Raw genomic sequence first — 15,449 nt, 5'->3', positions numbered from 1 at the left:
TCAGACCTCCAGCAGAGCGGACGCAGGGGAGTGGTCGGGGGTCGTGTAGAAGGCCGGGTCGGCCGCGAGGATGGCGGCGCGGACGTCGAGCAGCTCGGTCACCTTGTCGCCGAGGACGGCGGAGCCGAGCAGGCCCAGGTCGTCGATGTCGCTGCGGACGGCCGCTCCGCCGTCGACGATGTCGAGGATCTCCTCGACGACGATCGCGACGCTGCGGCCGTGGTCGCTGTAGACGATGACCTCGAGCACCTCGCGCTCGGCGGTGCCGTAGGCGCCCAGGTGCCGGTCGAGCCGGACGATCGGCAGGATCGCGCCGCGGTACTGCACGACCTCCCGGTTGCCGACCCGCTCGACGGCCTCGGCCCGCACCTGCTCCAGGCGGGTGACGGTGTCCAGCGGGATCGCCACGCGGCGGCCCTCGCCGATCGCGGCCAGCAGCATCCGCTGGCGCTCGGTCTCGCCGCCACCGGTGCCGGCCGCGGCGGCCTCGCGGGCCTCCTGCCGCTCGCCGCTCTCGGTGCGCAGCGCGCGGCGGGCCAGGGCCTGGACGTCGAGGATGAGCGCCACGGCGCCGTCGCCGAGGACGGTCGCGCCGGAGTAGAGGCCGATCGCCTTGAGCTGGCCGCCGACGGCCTTGACGACGATCTCCTCGGTGTTGATCACCCGGTCGACGACGAGGCCGAAGCGCCGGCCCTCCGACCGCAGCACCGCGATGACGACGTGGCCGTCGTGGCGGTCGGAGGCCAGGCCGAGGACGTCGGTGAGCCGCACGAGGGGGAGCAGCTCGCCGCGCAGCCGGTAGACCGGCGCGCCGCCGACCTCCTCGACGGCGTTGGCGGCCTTCTCGGCGTCGAGGCTGACCAGCTCCTGCAGGCTGATCTGCGGGATGGCGTAGCGGTCGCCGGCGCACTCGACGGTGAGCGCGGGGACGATCGCCAGGGTCAGCGGGATGCGCAGCCGGCAGACGGTGCCGCGGCCGGGCTCGGACTCGACCTCGATCGTGCCGCCGATGGCCTCGATGTTGGTCTTGACGACGTCCATGCCGACGCCGCGGCCGGAGACGTTGGTGACCGCGGCCGCCGTGGAGAACCCGGGCAGGAAGATCAGCTGCAGGACGTCCTGCGGGCCCATCCGGTTGAGCTGGTCGGCGGAGACCAGCCCCCGCTCGAGCGCCTTGGCGCCGATCCTGCCCGGGTCGATGCCGGCGCCGTCGTCGGCGACCTCGACGACGACCTGCCCGCTCTCGTGCCTCGCGCGCAGGGTGAGCACGCCCTCGGCGGGCTTGCCCGCGGCACGGCGGCGGTCGGGGGCCTCGATGCCGTGGTCGACGGAGTTGCGGACCAGGTGGGTCAGCGGGTCCTTGACCGCCTCGAGCAGCGTCTTGTCCAGCTCGGTGTCCCGGCCCTCCATCTCCAGGCGGACGTTCTTGCCGCACTGGATGCCGAGGTCGCGGACGACGCGCGGCAGCTTGGACCAGATGTGGTCGATCGGCTGCATGCGCGTCTTCATGACGCCCTCCTGCAGCTCGCTGGCGATGAGGTTGAGCCGCTGCGAGGCGCGCACCAGGTCGGTGTCGGTGGAGCGGCCCACGTACTGGACGATCTGGTTGCGGGTCAGCACCAGCTCGCCGACCAGCAGCATCAGGGAGTCGAGCAGGTCGACGTCGACGCGGATGGTCGAGTCGGCGACGGCGCGGCGCTGCTGCGCGGCCTGACCCTCGGGGCGGGCGGCGCCGGCCGGCAGGCCGCCGTCGGCGTGGTCGTCGTGCGCCTCATCGGGGTGCTCGTCGTGCACCTCGTCGAGCAGGGGAGCGGGCTCGGGCTCGGGCGCCGTCCCGGCGGCGGCCTCGACCACGGCCTCGGCGGCCGCGACGACCTCGGCGGCGACCTCGGCCGGCGCCTCGGCAGACGCGGGGGGGTCCTCCATGGCGGCGCTGATCTCGGCGACGACGGCGGAGACGTCCACGCCGCCCTCGCCGCCGGTGGCCTCGATGGAGGCGAGCAGCGAGCGCACGGTGTCGACCATCCGCAGCAGCACGCTGGTGCGCTCGGGAGTCAGGGCGAGGACGCCGTCCCGCAGCCGGGAGAGCATGTTCTCCCCGACGTGGGTGACCTCCTCGAGCCGGCTGAAGGCGAGGAAGCCGCTGGTGCCCTTGATCGTGTGGATGGTGCGGAAGATGCTCGAGAGCCGCTCGCGCGAGTCGGGCTCCTGCTCGAGGGCGACCAGGTCCGTGTCGAGCTGGTCGAGGTTCTCGTGGCTCTCGACGAGGAACTCCTCGACGATGTCGTCCAGACCGTCCACCGTTGCCTTCTCTCTCGCGTACGGGAACGGATCCGTCCCCGGATGGTCTTCGGCGGCCCGCCGTCGGACTCAAGGTGAGCCCCGGGCGGCCGCGGGGTGCTCGGGCGCCTCCCGCGGCCGGCCCCGGGGGCCGGCCGCGGGAGTGCGGTTCAGTAGGTGAAGCGGGCGACGCTGGTGCGCAGGTCGGTGGCCATCCGGGACAGCTCGTCGACGGCGGTGCGGGTCTGGGTCAGCGCCTGGGTGGTGGAGTCGGCCGCGGTCGACACCCCGGAGATGTTGTCGGCGATCTGACCGGAGCCCTGCGCGGCCTCGGACACCGAGCGCGACATCTCGTTGGTGGTGGCGGTCTGCTCCTCCACCGCGGAGGCGATGGTGGTCTGCCGGTCGGAGATCTGGGCGACGATCTGGCTGATCTCGCCGATGGCCGCCACCGCGGCGGTGGTGTCGCCCTGGATGGCCTGCACCCGGCGGGCGATGTCCTCGGTCGCCTTGGCCGTCTCCTGGGCCAGCTCCTTGACCTCGTTGGCGACGACCGCGAAGCCCTTGCCCGCCTCGCCGGCCCGGGCGGCCTCGATGGTGGCGTTGAGCGCCAGCAGGTTGGTCTGCTCGGCGATCGAGGTGATCACCTTGACCACGTTGCCGATCTCGGCCGAGGACTCGCCCAGCTTCGCCACCGTCGCCGTCGTCGTCTCCGCGGCCGTCACCGCCCGGGCTGCGACGGCGCTGGCCTCGGCGGCGTTGGTGGCGATCTCCCGGATGGAGGCGCCCATCTGCTCCGCGCCGGCCGCGACGGTCTGCACGTTCCGGCTGACCTCCTCGGCCGCGCCGGCGACCACGCCGGACTGGGCCGAGGTCTCCTCCGCCGAGGCCGAGATCTGCGCCGAGGACGCCGACAGCTCCTCGCTGGAGGCGGCCACGGCGTCGGCCGAGGCGGCCACGGAGGCCATCACCGAGCGCAGGCTCTCCTGGGCCTCGCCGAGGGCGGCGGCCATCCGGCCGAGCTCGTCCCGACCGCGCACCTCGGGGGTGACGGTGAGGTCGCCGGCGGCCAGGGCCTCGACCGAGTGCTGCACCGAGCGGACGGTGCCCACGAGCCGCCGGACGACGAGCACGGTCAGCCCGCCGGCGACCAGCGTGCCCAGGGCCAGGGAGACCCAGAGGGTGGTGGTGGCCGAGGAGACGATGCCCACGGCGTCGTCGGTGTCGGCCTGGCCGGCGCCGACCCGGCGCTCCTGCATGGCGTTGTACTGGTCCATGAGGACGTCGGAGCGGTCCTGCAGCGGGCCGGTGATGACGGCGGCCGCCGCGGCGAGGTTCCCGGCGTCGGCCGCGGGCAGCAGCTGGGTGTCGGCGATCGTGTAGTAGTCCTCGACGGTGCCGCGGAACTCCTCGAAGGCCTCCTTGTTGACCGTCACCTCGGCGTAGGCGTCGAGCTGGCCGTCGATGGTCTCGCGGCGCTCGGTCAGGTCGGCCCGCAGGGCGGCGCGCTGCTGCGCGTCCGCGATGGGGTACGTGTTGTACCGCGACCGGTCGCCCTGCCAGGAGCGCTGGATGTTCGCCAGGTCGGACAGCCGGACGACGTTGTCGTTGATCCGGGCGGCCGCGTCCTGGACCGCCGACAGCCGGTTGACGGCGAGGACGGTCATCGCGACGGCGACCAGCGCGAGGACGGCGACGGCGGCGCCGATCTTGACGCCGACGGGGCGGTCGGCGAACCAGCCGCCGGTGCGGCCGGCGCGTTGCGTGCTCATGGGGACTGCTCCTGGTTTCTCGGGGTGGCCGGGGTGGTGAAGCGGGCGCTCTCGGGGTAGGAGAGTGACGGATCGGAAAAGGAACTGGGGTCGTCCGGAAATGGCGTGTCGGTAACGATCCGAGCACGGCCGTAATGCGTGGCCAGAGGCAACGCCGGGACCATTCCCGGCACCAAGTCGACAAGCAGCGCGTACCCGCCGACCGGCGCACATGCCCATGTCGACAAGGGCATCCGCCGAGGTGGCCGGCCCTCGGAGCGGCAGGAATGGCCATTTCTGCCGCTCGGGGCGGGGGTGGACGAGCGCGCCCGGAGCCATTGTCGCGGAAATGGCTCCCGGGGAGGACCGTGATCACCGGCCACCGGGACGGACGACCATTCCCGGCGGCCGGATCACCCAGGTCAGTGCGTGAAGCGGCCGACGCTCGTCCGGAGCTCGGTGGCCATCCGGGACAGCTCGTCCACGGCGGTGCGGGTCTGGGTCAGCGCCTGGGTGGTGGAGTCGGCCGCGGTCGACACCCCGGAGATGTTGTCGGCGATCTGACCGGAGCCCTGCGCGGCCTCGGACACCGAGCGCGACATCTCGTTGGTGGTGGCGGTCTGCTCCTCCACCGCGGAGGCGATGGTGGTCTGCCGGTCGGAGATCTGCGCGACGATCCGGCTGATCTCGCCGATGGCCGCCACCGCGGCGGTGGTGTCGCCCTGGATGGCCTGCACCCGGCGGGCGATGTCCTCGGTCGCCTTGGCCGTCTCCTGGGCCAGCTCCTTGACCTCGTTGGCGACGACCGCGAAGCCCTTGCCCGCCTCGCCGGCCCGGGCGGCCTCGATCGTGGCGTTGAGCGCCAGCAGGTTGGTCTGCTCCGCGATCGAGGTGATCACCTTGACGACGTTGCCGATCTCGGCCGAGGACTCGCCCAGCTTGGCCACGGTCGCCGTGGTGGTCTCCGCCGCGGTCACCGCCCGCGCGGCCACCGCCGACGCCTCGGCGGCGTTGGTCGCGATCTCCCGGATCGACGCCCCCATCTGCTCCGCGCCCGCGGCGACCGTCTGCACCGACCGCGACACCTCCTCCGCGGCCGCCGCGACCACGCCGGACTGCGCGGACGTCTCGCCGGCCGAGGCGGAGATCTGCGCCGAGGACGCCGACAGCTGCTCGCTGGAAGCCGCGACCGCGTCCGCCGAGGCGGCGACGGCGTCGAGCACCTCGCGCAGGTTCTCCTGGGCGCGGTCGAGCGCGTCGGCCATCCGGCCGACCTCGTCGCGGGACCGGATGCCGGTGGTGCGGGTCAGGTCGCCCTCCGCCAGCGCCTCGAGGGAGGCCTGCACCGTGCGCACCGGCCGGATCACCGAGCGGGCGGTCAGCCAGCTGAGCAGGACCAGCAGCAGGAAGCCCAGCCCGGCGACGACGAACGAGACCGTCTCGAAGCGGGTGACGGTGTCCTGCAGTTCCTCCTGGGCGGCTCCCGCCTCGGTCTCCAGCGTGTCCTTCGCGGTGCCGACGGCGGCGTCGGTGAGGTCGTTGGCGGCCTGGATGTCCTCCCACCGCACGCGCGCGCCGGCCTGGTCGGCCACGGCGCCGTCCACGAAGGCGGTGATCGCGTCGGTGTACTCGCCGTAGGTGTCCTCCAGCGCGGCGACCGCGGTGGCGCTGTCGCCGGTCAGCTCGATCCCGCCGAGCTCGGCGAGCAGCTCCCGCGGGGTGGCGACATCGTCGGCGAGCTCGGCCAGCTGCTCGGCCGGGTCCTCGCGGACGATCGCCTTGAACCCGTCCACCTTGAGCTCGCTGGCCCGGGTGTCGAGCTGGAGCACCAGCTGCCGCGCCTCGTGCAGCGCGGCCGAGCGGTGCTCGGCGTCGCGGACGGCGGCGTTGCCGAGCACCGTCGCGCCGAGCAGCCCTCCGAGCGACAGCGTGCCGACGGCGACCAGCGCGCCGAACTTGACGGACAGCGGGCGGTCGGCGAACCAGCCGGCGCGCGGGCGGGGTGCGGCGTTCACGAGAGCCTCCTGGGCTTCCTGTGCACGCTGCGACGGGTGTGACGGGCGTGCAGCAGGAATGGTGGCGGCGGCCGCTGCCCGCGCCCCGGAACGGGAAACACCCCGGGACGGATCGTTGCGGAGGAGGCGGTGACCGCCCGCCGCGCCGTCGCCGAGTCGACGGCGCCCGGCGGTGACCGGCCGCGCCCGCGGGCGTCCGCGCAGGGCGGAGCCGGGGGAGGGGCGCCGTGTCGACCCGTCGCGGGCGGTGACCGCTCGGCCGGGCGGCGGTCGTCCCCGGCCGGGGCGCGACGCGCCGCGGCGGGGGTCAGGCGAGCAGGTCGCCGAGCAGCCGGAGGACGGCGAGGGCGGCGGCCGGGTCGGCCACGCGCCGGGTCGCGGCCGTCTCACCCTTGCCGACCTTGATCCCGAGGTCGTCCGGGCCGAGGGAGCGGAAGACGTCCTCGTCGGTGCGGTCGTCCCCGAGGTAGACGACCGCGGCGGCGCCGAGCTCGGTGCGCAGCCGGCGCACGGCGCTGCCCTTGTCGGCATCCACGAGGACGAGCTCGAGCACCGCCTTGCCCGGCTTCTTCGTCAGTGACGGATCCGCGACCGCATCAGCGGACGCGAGCAGCGCGGTGGCCGCGGCCGGGTCGGTCACCTGCCGGACGTGGACGGCGACGCTGGCGGGCTTGACCTCCAGCCGCGCACCGGGGACGGCGGCCACCAGCGGCGCGAGCTGCCCGGCGAGGGCGTCCCGGCGGCCGGCCAGCTCGCCGGTGAGCGGGCCGTCGTACTCGGCGCCGTGGCTGCCCACCCAGCGGTAGGGGCCGGTGAGGCCGCTGACCGTGCGCAGGTCCTCGAGCCCGCGGCCGCTGACCAGCGCCACGGTCACGCCGTCGGCGGCGGCGATCCGGGCGAGGGCCTCGGCGGTGCCGGGGGAGGGGACCGCCGCGCTCGGGTCGCCGACCAGCGGGGCCAGCACGCCGTCGTAGTCGGAGGCGACCAGCAGGGGACGGCGGGCGGCGACCGCCGCCAGCGCGGCCGCCGTGCCGTCCGGGACGCTCACGCCTGGGCGCGCAGGGCGTCGAAGAAGGACGACGCCCAGTGGTCGAGGTCGTGCTTGGCCAGGTACCGGCGCATGGCGCGCATCCGGCGGGCGCCCTCGGCGGGCTCGATGCGCAGCGCGCGCAGCAGCTGGTTCTTCACCCCGGCGATGTCGTGCGGGTTGACCAGGAACGCCTGCTTGAGCTCGGCGGCGGCGCCGGCGAACTCGGACAGGACGAGCGTGCCGCCGAGGTCGCCGCGGGCGGCCACGTACTCCTTGGCCACCAGGTTCATGCCGTCGCGGTAGGGCGTCACGAGCATGACGTCGGCGGCGCGGTAGAGGGCGGCGAGCTCCTCGCGGGGCATCGACTGGTTGAAGTAGTGCACCGCCGGGCCGCCGATGGAGCCGAAGACGCCGTTGATGTGACCGACCTGCTGCTCGATGGTCTCCCGCATGTGCACGTAGTGCTCGACCCGCTCGCGGCTGGGCGTCGCCACCTGGACCATGACCGTCCCGGGCGCCTCGACCGCGCCGTCCTCGAGCAGCTCCTGGAAGGCGTTGAGCCGGACGCTGATGCCCTTGGTGTAGTCCAGCCGGTCGACACCCAGGATGATCTTGTCCGGCTCGCCGAGCTCCGCGCGGATCTCCGCGGCCCGCTTGACCACCTCCGGCGAGGAGGCCAGCTCGTCGAAGGCGGCGACGTCGATGGAGATCGGGAACGCCCGTGCGGTCACCGTGCGCCCGTCGTACTCGACCGTCGCGCCGCGGGTGGGCAGCTCGTGCAGCCGGCGGGCCAGCTGGACGAAGTTGACCGCGGCGCTCGGCCGCTGGAAGCCGACCAGGTCCGCGCCCAGCAGCCCCTCGACGATCGCCGACCGCCACGGCAGCTGGGTGAACAGCTCGTAGGGCGGGAACGGGATGTGCAGGAAGAAGCCGATCGTGAGGTCGGGCCGGCGCTGCCGCAGCATCGCGGGCACCAGCTGCAGCTGGTAGTCGTGCACCCAGACGATCGCGTCCTCGGCGGCCACCTCCGCGGTCCGCTCGGCGAAGCGCTTGTTGACCTGCACGTAGGTGTCCCACCAGGTGCGGTGGTACTCCGGCTTCTCGACCACGTCGTGGTACAGCGGCCACAGCGAGGCGTTGGACATGCCCTCGTAGTAGCGGTCGACCTCCTCCTCCGAGAGCTCGACGGGGATCAGCGACATCCCGCCGGACTCGAAGGGCTCGGGCGCCTCGCCGGCCGAGCCGGACCAGCCCACCCACGCGCCGCCGCGGCCGGCGACGAAGGGCTCGAGCGCGGTCACCAGGCCGCCGGGGCTGCGCTGCCAGCGCGTCGTCCCGTCGGGGTCGGTCACCTGGTCGACGGGCAGCCGGTTGGCCACCACGACGACGGGACTGTCCGCCCCCACGTCTCCCGCGCCTGTCCTGGCCATACGCCGTCGACCCTACTGAGACGCCGCGGCCGCGTCACCCGCAGGGCCGGTCAGCGCACCAGCAGGTACCCGGCGGCCGCGGCCGCGAGGCCGAGCACCAGCGTGGCCGCGAGGTACCCGGCCGCCCGGCCGACGGCGCGCTCCTCGACCAGCCGGACGACGTCGGCGCCGAAGCTGGAGAAGGTGGTCAGCGTCCCGCAGAAGCCCGTGCCGACCAACGCGACCACCGCCGCGGACGCGTCGCCGAGGCCCAGCAGCACGCCGAGCACGGCCGAGCCCGCGACGTTGACCGCCAGCGTGCCGACCGCGGGGTCCCGGCCCGCCCGCCCCGCGAGGCGCACGGCCAGCAGCCGCAGCGGCGCGCCGGCCAGCGCGCCGGCCGCGACCAGCAGTGGCGTCACGGCGTCCGCCGCCGCACCGCGACCAGGCCCGCGGCCGTGGCGAGCACCCCACCGAGGACCGAGGCGAGCACGTAGGCCGCGGCGAGCAGGACCCGGCCGGCGTCGGTCAGCAGGGCGACCTCGACGGCGAACGCGGAGTAGGTCGTGTAGCCGCCGAGCACGCCGACGGCGAGGAGGGGCCGCACCCACGGCGGCTCCGGCCCCGTGGTGAGCAGGCCGAGGAGGACGCCCATCAGCAGGCAGCCGGTGAGGTTGACCAGCAGCGTCGCCCAGGGCCACCCGGCGGCGGGGGAGGGGAGCGCCTCGGCGACGCCCCACCGCGCCAGCGCCCCCAGCGCCCCGCCGACCGCCGCCAGGGAGTACGCCGCCGGCGCTCTCACCGGCGGCGGGTCTCGGGGAACAGCAGGTCGACGAAGCGGGCCGCGGTCGGCTGCGGCTCGTGGTTGGCCAGTCCCGGGCGTTCGTTGGCCTCGACGAACACCGCGTCGGGGCCCTCGACGTCGGGCACGAGGAAGTCGACGCCGGTCACCGGGATGCCGATCGCCCGGCTGGCCCGCACCGCCGCCTGCGCGATCGCCGGGTGCAGCCGGGCGGTGACGTCCTCGATGGTGCCGCCGGTGTGCAGGTTCGCCGTCCGCCGCACGCGTAGCCGCTGCCCGTTGGCCAGGACGTCGTCCATCGCGTACCCGGCCGCCCGGACGACCTCGGTGGTGACGTCGTCGAGCGGGATCCGCGACTCCCCGCCGGTGGCCCGCTCCCGCCGCCGGCTGGTCTCGCGCACCAGCTGGGCCACGGTGCTGCGGCCGTCGCCGACGACCTCCGCGGGCTTGCGCACCGCCGCGGCGACGACCTCGTGGTCGATGACGACGACGCGCACGTCCTCGCCGTCGACCAGCTCCTCGACCAGCACGTCCGGGCAGAACAGCCGCGCGGCGTCGACGGCCCGGCCGAGCTCCTCCTCGCTCGTCACGCCCACGGTGATGCCCTTGCCCTGCTCGCCGCGGGCGGGCTTGACCACCAGCTCCCCGCGGTCGGCCAGCAGCTCGCGGGCGGGGCCGAGGTCGTCGCCGGGCACGGTCACGCCGCGGGGCACGCGCACCCCGGCGGCCTCGACGATGCGACGGGTGACCCGCTTGTCGTCGCAGCGGCTCATCGCGACGGCGGTGGTGAACTCCGACAGCGACTCGCGGGTCAGCACCCGGCGGCCGCCGAGGGACAGCTGCATCTCGCCGAACTCGGCGTCGGTCACCTGCACGCGGATCCCGCGCCGCAGCGCCTCGTCGGCGATGATCCGCGCGTAGGGGTTCAGCTCCACCAGCCCCGGTGGGCGGGCGGCGAACAGCGGCGTGTTGATCGGGTTCTTCCGCTTGACGCACACCGCGGGCGCGCGGACGAAGCCGAGCTTGCGGTAGAGCGCGATCGCGCCCTTGTTGTCGTGCATGACCGAGAGGTCGACGTAGGAGCGGCCGCGGCCGACGTACCGCTCGGCCAGCACCCGCACCAGCGCCTCGCCGGTGCCGGGCGGCGCGCTCTGCCCGTCGACGGCGAGGCACCACAGGCTGGTGCCGCCCTCCGGGTCGCCGAAGGCCAGCACGTGGTCGACGCCGGTGACCGTGCCGACGACCCGGTGGGTCCGGGTGTCCTCGGCGACGAGGTAGGTGAAGGCGCGGGTCCGGTGGTTGGCCCACATGGTCTCCGGGTCGCCGGTGACCATGCCGTTGCGGGCGTAGATCTCGTTGATCGCCACCATGTCCTCCAGCGAGGTCACGGTGCGGACGAAGACGCCGCGGATGAGCTCGGGCCGGGGCCGGTAGCGGTAGAGGTCCAGCCGGTAGGTGTAGCTGGGGTCGATGAACAGCTCGTCGGGCGCGAGGCCGACGAGGACGTGCGGGTCGCGCGCGTAGATGCAGATGTCACGCTGCCCGCTCTCCTCGGCGCGCAGCGCGGCGAGGATGTCGCGCATCTCGGTGAAGGTCTGACCGAAGACCAGGCGCCCCCACGCCAGGTCCAGCACGACGTCGGTGGCCATGCCCTCGAGCTGGTGCTCGGAGGGCCTCGTCCAGTTGCGTCCGGTGAGGTCGGGGGGGCCGGCCACCGCGGAGCGGCGGCGGTGCCCGGCGAGCCGGGGTGCCACGGTGCGCCTCCTCAGACCCCGTGGTTCTGCAGCCACAGCTCCAGCAGCCCCAGCTGCCAGAGCTTGTTGCCGCGCAGCGGCGTGAGCTCCCCGTTGGGGTCCTGGAGCAGCCGGGACACGTACTCCGGGCGGAACAGCGCCCGCTCCCGCGCCGCCTCACTGGACAGCGCGTCCTTCACCAGGCCGAGCACCTTGCCCTCGAGGTGGGTGATCGCCGGCACCGGGAAGTAGCCCTTGGGCCGGTCGATGACCTCCGGCGGGATGATCCGGCGGCCGATCGCCTTGAGCACGCCCTTGCCGCCGTCGGCGAGCTTGAGCTCGGGCGGGCACTGGGCCGCGAGCTCCACCAGGTCGTGGTCGAGGAAGGGCACCCGGGCCTCCAGGCCCCACGCCATGGACATGTTGTCCACCCGCTTGACCGGGTCGTCGACGAGCATGACCTCGCTGTCCAGCCGCAGGGCGGCGTCGACGGCGGTCTGCGCGCCGGCGCGGGACATGTGGTCGCGGACGAACTCCAGGCTGGGGTCGCCGTCGAGGGCGTACCGCTCGCCGACCAGCGCGCGCACGTCCTCCGCGCCGCGGTCGAAGAACGCCTTCGCGTAGCGCTCGACGGCCTCCTCGCGGCCGACGTCGGCCAGCGGCGGGTACCAGTGGTAGCCGGCGAAGACCTCGTCGGCGCCCTGCCCGGACTGCACCACCCGGATCGACTGGCTGACCCGCTCGGACAGCAGGTCGAAGGCGACGACGTCGTGGCTGACCATCGGCTCGGCCATCGCGCCGATGGCGTGGCCGAGCGCGGCGGCGAGCTCGTCGGAGGACACCCGGATGCGGTGGTGGTTGGTCCCGAACCGCTCGGCGATGACGTCGGAGTAGCGGAACTCGTCGCCCGCGTGCCCGCCGACGGTCTCGAAGCCGATCGAGTAGGTGGCCAGGCCGCTCTGCCCCTCCTGCGCGAGCAGGCCGACGATCAGGCTGGAGTCCAGCCCGCCGGACAGCAGCACGCCGACCGGGATGTCGGAGACCAGGCGGCGGCGGACGGCGACCCGCAGCGCCTCCTCGATCGCGTCCTCCCAGTCGCGGTTCGACCAGCCGGAGTGCTCGGGGCGCCGCTCGTAGGTGGGCTCCCAGTAGCGGTGCTCGCGGCTGGTGCCGTCGGCCTCGACGACGCGGACGGTGGCCGGCGGCAGCTTGCGCACCCCGTTGAGCAGGGTGCGCGGCGCCGGGACGACGGCGTGCCAGGTCAGGTAGTGGTGCAGCGCGACCGGGTCGATGGAGGTGTCGACGTCGCCGGCGCGCAGCAGGGCCGGCAGGGAGGAGGCGAACCGCAGCCGGCCCGGCGTCTCGGCGAGGTACAGCGGCTTGATGCCCAGCCGGTCGCGGGCCATGACGACGCGGCCGGTGTCCCGCTCGTGGATGACCACGACGAACATGCCGTGCAGGTGGTCGACGAAGTCCAGGCCCCAGTGGTGGTAGCCCTTGAGCAGGACCTCGGTGTCGCTGGTGGAGAAGAAGCGGTAGCCGTGGCCCTCGAGCTCGGCGCGCAGCTCCTTGTAGTCGTAGATGCAGCCGTTGAAGACCGCCTCGAGGCCCAGCTCGCTGTCCACCATCGGCTGGGAGCCGCTGGGGGAGAGGTCGATGACCGACAGCCGGCGGTGGCCGAACGCCACCCGGCCGGCGCTCCACTGACCCTGGCCGTCCGGCCCGCGGGGGACCAGCGCCTCGACCATCCGCGCCACCGCGGTGGTGTCGGCCAGGGAGCCGTCGAACCTGATCTCGCCGGAGAGGCCGCACATGGGTTCGATCCAACCCCAGCCCGTCGATCACCGCGACGTGGTCGGCGGAGTTCACAGACACGTCACACGGCCCGGTTCCACGTGGAACCGGGCCGTGTGCCGGTGGCCCCCTCGCGGGGGCCCGCCCCGGGCGTGCGAGGGGTGGGGGGCGAGGGGGTCCTTCCTCAGGCGAGCAGGGCGGCCACCGCGGCGGGGACGTCGACCAGGCCGGTGCCCTTGTCGAACGACGTCGTCCGGCCGCCGACGGGGGTGTAGGCGGCGCCGTCGGCGTAGCGGTACGCCGTCGCGGTGATCGCCTCCTCGACCTCGGCCGGGGTCGCCGTCGGGTCGGCCTCGAACAGCTGGGCGACGATGCCCGCGACGTGCGGTGCGGCCATCGAGGTCCCGCTGATCGTGTTGAAGGTGCCGAGGTCGAGCAGGCCGGGGCCGTTGCGCGGGTCGAGGCCGGTGGCGCAGATCGGCAGGTACAGCCGGCACGACGACGTGATGGCCTCGCCCGGCGCGGAGACGTCCGGCCAGGTGGAGGGGTCGGCCGCGGCGCCGCGCGAGGAGAACTCGCTGACCGTGCCGTCGCGGGTGCCGGTGTCCTGGTCGGAGTAGGACGCGACGCTGATGATCCCGCCGGTCGGGTCCTGGCCGGGCGGGTTGGTGAGCGACGTCGAGCCGTCGCCGCCGTCGTTGCCGGCCGCCCACACGGTGACCACCCCCTCCTCCGCCAGGGCGCGCTGCAGCTTCACGGTGGCGCTCTCCGGGTCGAACTCGCCGCCGCCGGAGGGGCCGTAGGAGTTGTTGGTGACCTTGATCGGCGGGCAGACGTCGGCGGGGACGCCGGCCCCGCACGGCTGCTCGTGGTTCTCCAGGACCCAGTTCAGCGCCGCGTCGGCGCCGACGATCAGCAGCACCGCGCCGGTGGAGACGGAGACCAGGCTCGCGCCGGGGGCCGCGCCCTGCAGCCGGCCGCCGTCGGAGAGCGTCGTCGGCCGGCCGGCCACGATCCCGCTGACGTGCGTGCCGTGGCCGCCGACCGCCAGCGTGTCGGTGTCGACCACGGTCGGCACCCGGACGACGCAGTCCGGCGTCGTCGTGGTCTCCAGCAGGCACAGGCTCTTGAGGTTGGCCACCACGGCGCTGCCGCCGTCGGGGTCGCGCAGGTAGGGGTGGGTCGGGTCGACGCCGGAGTCGATGACGGCGACCGAGACGCTGCTGCCGTCGAGCGGGGAGCCGTCGGGTCCGGTGAGCGTCTGCACGGCCCGCGCGCCGCCGGTCGCGGTGTTGGAGGTCTCCTGCGCGAACTCGATCGGGGTGTTGCCCTCGAGGTAGGTGACGCCGGGCTCGCCGCGCGCGGCCTGCACCTGGGCGGCGGTGCCGCGGGCGACGACGACGCCGATCCGCTCGAACTCGGTGACGGTCCGCATCCCGGTGGCGGCGACGGCGTCCCGGGCGGCCTGCGCGTCCTCCCCGTGCACCAGGACGGTGGTCGGGACGGCGGCGGCCAGGCCGGCCAGCTGGTCGGCCAGCTGGTCGGCCAGGAAGTCCTGGACGGGCGCGAGCGGCTCGGGAGCCGCCTGGGCGGGGGAGGCCAGCAGGGCGCCCGCGAGCAGCGCGGCCAGGCTCCCTCCTCCGAGCACGCGACGGGTGGACCGGGTCATGGGCTCTCCTCGTTGAGGGCTGACGTGTGCCCTGCCCGAACGAGCCGCTGCGACGCCGGTCACGCCGCGGCGGCGGCCGGGCGTGTCGCCGGGTTCCGGGTACCGGGGGAGCCGCGCCCGTCCGTCAGGGTGGGGGCGTGTACGACGACCCGCCGGGCGAGGCCCCCTGGGCGATGCAGCTGGTGGCGCGCGTGGAGCGGGTCGGGCCGCCGGGCCGGACGGCGGTCTGCGAGGCCGCGGCGGTGGCGGTCGTGCGGCTGCTCGCCGACGACCGGGCGCTGCCCGGTGGGGAGTGGGAGCCGCTGGTCCGCCGGTGGACCGACGGGGCGATCCGCAAGCACTGCCGGCGGGCGCGGGGGGTCGCGTGGGAGCGGGTCGCGGGGCTCCCGGGGGTGACCGCCGCGGTGGCCGGGGCCGAGGTCCGCGCGCTGGTGCCGGGTCCGACCGACGCCATCCCCCCGGAGGTCGCGAAGCTGCAGCTGACCGGCAGCGAGCTCGACGACCCCGGCGCCCGGCCGGTGGTCGACCCGGTGCCGGGCGGCCCGCTCGTCGTCTCGGTCTGCCCGGAGCCGTTCCTGCCGCTGGGCAAGGCGGCGGCGGCCTGCGGTCACGCGGCGCAGTTGTCGGCGGTGCGCATGCCCGACGGGCGGTTCGCCGCCTGGGCGGCCGCCGGCTTCGCCGTGGTGGTCGAGCACCCCGGCGTCGCGCGGTGGCGGGCGCTGCGCCCGCACGCCGACGTCGAGGTGGTCGACGCGGGGTTCACCGTGGTCGACCCGGGGACCAGCACCGCCCTCGCCCGCTGGGCGTAGCCGGGGGGGGGGGGGGGGGGGGGGGGGGGGGGGGGGGGGGGGGGGGGGGGGGGGGGGGGGGGGGGGGGGGGGGGGGGGGGGTGGGGTGGGGGGGGGGGGGGGGGGGGGGGGGGGGGGGGGGGGGGGGGGGGGGGGGGGGGGGGGGGGGGGGGGGGGG

General features: G+C 74.9%; 11 protein-coding genes. 1 reads left to right on the top strand and 10 read right to left on the bottom strand.

Going from position 1 to position 15,449, the window contains the following annotated elements; all coding sequences use genetic code 11:
- The 10 genes from ACI796_RS14930 to ACI796_RS14885 all read right to left on the bottom strand — a co-directional run bounded on the left by ACI796_RS14930 (position 1) and on the right by ACI796_RS14885 (position 14,483).
- Entirely contained in the window at positions 1-2,301 is a 2,301-nt protein-coding gene (locus tag ACI796_RS14930; RefSeq protein WP_456942014.1) for a chemotaxis protein CheA, read from the bottom strand.
- A 149-nt stretch (positions 2,302-2,450) separates the two neighbouring features.
- Positions 2,451-4,052, bottom strand: a complete 1,602-nt coding sequence (locus ACI796_RS14925; RefSeq protein WP_456942013.1) for a methyl-accepting chemotaxis protein — start codon at positions 4,050-4,052, stop codon at positions 2,451-2,453.
- A gap of 401 nt (positions 4,053-4,453) precedes the next feature.
- A complete protein-coding gene (locus tag ACI796_RS14920; RefSeq protein ID WP_456942012.1) occupies positions 4,454-6,046 on the bottom strand; it encodes a methyl-accepting chemotaxis protein in 1,593 nt (530 codons plus the stop codon).
- Positions 6,047-6,353: 307 nt separating this feature from the next.
- Positions 6,354-7,094 (bottom strand): trehalose-phosphatase, encoded by a 741-nt coding sequence (gene otsB, locus ACI796_RS14915; protein WP_456942011.1) that lies wholly within the window; start codon positions 7,092-7,094, stop codon positions 6,354-6,356.
- Complete coding sequence (locus ACI796_RS14910) at positions 7,091-8,482, bottom strand: alpha,alpha-trehalose-phosphate synthase (UDP-forming) (protein WP_456942010.1); 1,392 nt, start codon at positions 8,480-8,482, stop codon at positions 7,091-7,093. The genes otsB and ACI796_RS14910 overlap by 4 nt, the downstream gene beginning before the upstream one ends.
- A gap of 74 nt (positions 8,483-8,556) precedes the next feature.
- Positions 8,557-8,907 carry a fluoride efflux transporter FluC gene (locus ACI796_RS14905; RefSeq protein ID WP_456942009.1) on the bottom strand — a complete coding sequence of 117 codons (351 nt, stop codon included), beginning with the start codon at positions 8,905-8,907 and terminating at the stop codon, positions 8,557-8,559.
- Entirely contained in the window at positions 8,904-9,287 is a 384-nt protein-coding gene (crcB, locus tag ACI796_RS14900) for a fluoride efflux transporter CrcB (RefSeq protein ID WP_456942008.1), read from the bottom strand. The genes ACI796_RS14905 and crcB overlap by 4 nt, the downstream gene beginning before the upstream one ends.
- Positions 9,284-11,041: an N-acetylglutaminylglutamine synthetase gene (ngg, locus tag ACI796_RS14895; RefSeq protein ID WP_456942007.1), complete on the bottom strand. Its 1,758-nt coding sequence runs from the start codon at positions 11,039-11,041 to the stop codon at positions 9,284-9,286. The genes crcB and ngg overlap by 4 nt, the downstream gene beginning before the upstream one ends.
- Positions 11,042-11,052: 11 nt before the next feature.
- Complete coding sequence (locus ACI796_RS14890) at positions 11,053-12,834, bottom strand: N-acetylglutaminylglutamine amidotransferase (protein ID WP_456942006.1); 1,782 nt, start codon at positions 12,832-12,834, stop codon at positions 11,053-11,055.
- Between the two features lie 164 nt (positions 12,835-12,998).
- The gene (locus ACI796_RS14885; RefSeq protein WP_456942005.1) at positions 12,999-14,483 is read right to left on the bottom strand and encodes a S8 family serine peptidase; all 1,485 of its coding nucleotides are present in this window, start codon (positions 14,481-14,483) and stop codon (positions 12,999-13,001) included.
- Positions 14,484-14,620: 137 nt separating this feature from the next.
- On the opposite strand from ACI796_RS14885, the gene ACI796_RS14880 reads away from it, so the two are divergent.
- Positions 14,621-15,292 (top strand): hypothetical protein, encoded by a 672-nt coding sequence (locus ACI796_RS14880; RefSeq protein ID WP_456942004.1) that lies wholly within the window; start codon positions 14,621-14,623, stop codon positions 15,290-15,292.
- The last annotated feature ends 157 nt before the right edge of the window (positions 15,293-15,449 follow it).

The sequence above is a fragment of the Geodermatophilus sp. SYSU D00525 genome, from assembly GCF_054050475.1.
Note: the sequence above shows the minus strand (reverse complement) of the source record. Positions and strands in the feature narration are given on the sequence as shown.

What these genes read in the sequence shown, in the direction of transcription:
- ACI796_RS14885 (WP_456942005.1), bottom strand. Translation starts at nt 14,483, where the DNA reads ATGACCCGGTCCACCCGTCGCGTGCTCGGAGGAGGGAGCCTGGCCGCG.
- ACI796_RS14925 (WP_456942013.1), bottom strand. Translation starts at nt 4,052, where the DNA reads ATGAGCACGCAACGCGCCGGCCGCACCGGCGGCTGGTTCGCCGACCGC.
- ACI796_RS14890 (WP_456942006.1), bottom strand. Translation starts at nt 12,834, where the DNA reads ATGTGCGGCCTCTCCGGCGAGATCAGGTTCGACGGCTCCCTGGCCGAC.